The organism is Aeromicrobium sp. REDSEA-S32_B7, from assembly GCF_001626145.1.
Taxonomy (GTDB): domain Bacteria; phylum Actinomycetota; class Actinomycetes; order Propionibacteriales; family Nocardioidaceae; genus Aeromicrobium; species Aeromicrobium erythreum.
The window spans coordinates 1-3553 of sequence record NZ_LUNF01000332.1; the positions used below are offsets into that span (position 1 = coordinate 1).

Here is a 3553-nt window from a genome sequence, read left to right on the forward strand (position 1 = left end):
GCGCGGGTGATCGCGCCTTCTTCGCGGCTGAGCTCGCTCATCGTTCGTCCTCCCGGTTCCCCGTGGGCACGGTCGCGGCACGGGCTCGTCGATGCTGGTGGCAAAAGACTAGGTCACCTGGTTCGTTTCGACTAGTCAGAACGGGGGGAACGTCCCACATCACGGGCGTCGTGACGTGTGACGATCGTCGCCGTCCCCGCTCCGTAGCCTCCTGCGCCGCGGACCGTGTGGTCCGTCGAGGTCAGGACAGGACGCCGGGCGACGTCTCGTCGTCGTCCAACCACTGGTCGTCGTCGAACGCCAGGTGGTCCTGCGTGGGCTCGTCGTCCTCGTCGCGACGTCGACCCTGGCCGCCGGCGCCGGCGCCGGACCGTGCGGCGTTGCCGCCCCGCCCCGTGGGACCGGTGCCGTTGCCGCGGCCGGACCCGCCGGCACCCTGGCCGGCGCGCGATCCGCTGCCCTGGGCCGGTCGGGTGCCCGCGCTGCCCGCGCGGCTGCCCGTGCCCGGAGCCGAGCGGGACGCCTGGGAACCAGCAGCACGGCCCGCCTGGCTGCCGGGCGACGCTCCGGCACGGCCTGCTTGCGCACCGGGGCGCGCGCCTGCCTGCCCAGCCTGACCGGCCGGGTTCGCCACGCGGGCGTTCGACTGCGAGGAGGAGGACCCCAGCGTGGAGCCCTTCGCCATGCCAGCCGTCCGACCGGACCCGGCACCGGCGGACGACGCGGCGCCCTTGGCGGCACCGGCGGCCTTGGCGAGGATGCCCTTGCCGGCACCCAGCAGACCCGCGGCGCCAGCGGCACCGCCGACCCCGCCGGCTCCCATGCCTCCGGCCTGGCCGAGGGACGAGCCGCCGTCGGTGAGCCCGGTGTCGAGGTCGGTCAGGCCGTCGCCGTCGGCATCGCCGCGGCCGTCGCCGTCACCGGTGCTGCCGTTCTTGACGGGGGCGACGAGCGTGGGGTTGGTGCCGCGGGGCCCACGGCCGATCGTCGCGGCCGAGGCCATGGCGCTGACCGCGGTCGTGCCGCCGACGACCGGCGTGCCCGACAGGCCGCCGCCGGTGCCGCCGGTGCCGCGGGACCCGGTGCTGGTGTCGTCGACCGAGGTGCCCTCGACGCCCGGTGCGGCCGTCGCCAGCATCTTCTGTGCTGCGGCGAGGCCGGCGTCGAGCCGAGTGAGGGCGGCGGCGGCGTCGTTCTCGCGTCGCTCCATGGAGGTGGCGTGGCTCGAGGCGGCGCTGTCGTGCTCGCTCTTGGCGGTGTTGTAGGCCTCGACGTCCGCGTCGCTCGCGTCTGCACCCGGCCTGGTGGGGCTGGCGCCCGGGGCGGGGGAGATCTCGGGCAGGTTCTGCAGGTCGGAGCGGGCGGTGGACAGCGCTTCGGCGCCGGCGCGCATCCCGGCGGCGGTCTGCTCGAGCTTGGTCTGCATCCGCTCGATCGTCTGCAGCTTCTGGGCGAAGGCGGCGTCGGCGGCCGCGGCGTCCGAACCCTCGGTCCAGGTCTCGCGGGCCCGCTGCTGGGCGGTGACGAGCTCGGTGCGGAGCGCGTCGAGCTTGGTCTTGGCGGCATCCCAGTCGATGGCCTTGCCGGTGAGGGCGCCGGGGATGGCGCTCTCCACCTGTCGCAGCTTGCTCTCGTTCGGTCCCATGGTCAGGCCTCCTCGGACGGACGGTGGTGGCGGCGGGCGACGACGATCCCCGCGGTGACGAGCACGAGGACGGCGACGGCGCCGAGGACCCACGGCAGGGGGCCGGTGCCGTCGTCGGCAGCGGCGTCGGTGGTGTCGGCTGCCGCAGGGCTCGTGGTGGTCTCGGCGGACGGCGCGGGATCGGCGGAGTCGCCGTAGACGGAGAGCGGGTAGGTCTTGACGGCGGCCTCGACCCCGCGCGTCAGGGGATTCTCGTCGGGCCAGCCGGTCGGGTCCCTCTCGAGCATGTTGCGCACGGAGAGGATGCCGAAGCCGTTCGGTCGCTCCCACCCGAAGTAGTCGGCGTCCCCGGAACGGCCGGTGCTGTGGATCAGCTGCTGGACGAGCTGGTTGCCGGTGGCGTCGGGGAACTTCTGCTTCACGAGGGCGAGGGCCCCGGCCGTGATGGCCGTGGCAGGCGACGTACCCGTGCGGGGGTAGGCCGGTGTCCAGACCGCCCCGCGCCTCTCCGTGCTGGAGGCGCCGGCGGGAACCTCGACCCCCGGTGCGGTGATCGCGAGCGTGGCGGAGAGGTCGTCGCGCTGGCCGGGCTGCTCCGACCACGCCTTGGCGTTCCGGTCGGCCGCGCCCACGGCGACGGCGCCGGGAGCGGAGGCCGGCGAGGAGATCCCCGGCGAGCCGGCCTCGCCGCCTCCGGCGACCACGACCGCGCCCGCGGCGATCGCCTTGCGGACCGCGGGGTCGTTCTCGTCGGCATCGCCGGACGCGAGGGAGACGCTGATGACGTCCGCCCCGTCCCGCGCGGCCTGCTCAATGAGCGCCGCCGGGGAGGCCAGCGAGTCGGTGTAGGGGTCGCGGTTCGCCTGGTAGAAGGTCACCTCGGCATCGGGGGCGACCCCGGTGACACCACCGTTGCCCTGTCCGGCGACGAGCACGGTCATGGCCGTGCCGTGGTTGGCGGCCCCGGCTCCGGGCACGGACACGGACTTCTTGCCGGTGACGGAGCGGCCGAGCGTGATGTCGGCGCCGCGCAGCTCGGGCACCGTGAGGTCGATGGAGCCGTCGATGATGGCCACCTTGACGCCCTTGCCCGTCGTCTCCCGGTGGACCTCGTCCAGACGGAGCGCGGAGTACCACCAGGCGTCGTCGGGCTGGTACCGCGCGAGCGAGGCCTGCGCCGTCGACGGCGCCAGGAGAGCGACGACGAGGACCAGCAGCGCCGCGAGTCGCCCCGGGCCTCGACTCATTGGTAGGCCTGCTCGCCCTGGTCGCCGTCGGTGGTCTGGACGGTGTCGGTCGACGTCGCGAGGTCGCCGCCGAGCTGCTCGACGACGTCCTGCAGAGGTTCGGAGTCCGTGCCCGCGAGAGCGTCGAGGTCGACGTCGACGGACTCGGGGTCGACGAGGTCCGTCCCCTGGTCGGCGCGCGCGTTGTCGTAGGACTCCGTCGTCGACGAGGCGCTTCCCGCGAAGCGGGTCGCGATGGAGGCCATCGCGCCCTGCACGCCGTCGTCGGTGTCGGCGTAGTTGTCGGCCGCAGTGGTGAGCGCGAGACCGAACTCGTCCATCTCCTGCTGGAGGGCGCCGAGCGTCGTCGCGAAGACGGTCGCCACGCTGTCATGGTGCTGGGCGAGCGCCTGCGCGGCCGGGTACTGGCCGTACATGGACGCCTCGCCCTTCGTGGCCTCGACGGTCTGCTGCGCCGCGAGCGCCTCGGCAGCCAGCTCGGAGGTGTTCTTGCCGACCTGGCGCAGTCCCTCGATGTCGAGCTCGACGGCGCTGCCGCCGCCGGAGCCGTCCGGCGTGCCCATCAGCCGCCGAAGGAGGCGCGGTTGGCGTTCTCGGCGCGGCGGTAGTCGGCTGCGGAGTCCGAGACGGCGGTGCCGGTCTGGGCGAGGGTGGCGTTCAG

Annotated in this window: 3 protein-coding genes; all 3 read right to left on the reverse strand. The window is 74.3% G+C overall.

Annotation, left to right across the window (positions count from 1 at the left end; genetic code table 11):
* Positions 1–241 precede the first annotated feature (241 nt).
* Genes A6Q79_RS18450 through A6Q79_RS18460 form a run of 3 tightly spaced genes read right to left on the reverse strand, consistent with a single transcriptional unit; the run spans position 242 to position 3455 of the window.
* Entirely contained in the window at positions 242–1645 is a 1404-nt protein-coding gene (locus tag A6Q79_RS18450) for a hypothetical protein (protein ID WP_286690931.1), read from the reverse strand.
* 2 nt (positions 1646–1647) lie between these two features.
* Complete coding sequence (locus A6Q79_RS18455; RefSeq protein ID WP_067860357.1) at positions 1648–2892, reverse strand: S8 family serine peptidase; 1245 nt, start codon at positions 2890–2892, stop codon at positions 1648–1650.
* Positions 2889–3455, reverse strand: coding sequence for a hypothetical protein (locus tag A6Q79_RS18460; RefSeq protein ID WP_067860355.1), 567 nt, complete (start codon positions 3453–3455; stop codon positions 2889–2891). The genes A6Q79_RS18455 and A6Q79_RS18460 overlap by 4 nt, the downstream gene beginning before the upstream one ends.
* Between the last annotated feature and the right edge of the window lie 98 nt (positions 3456–3553).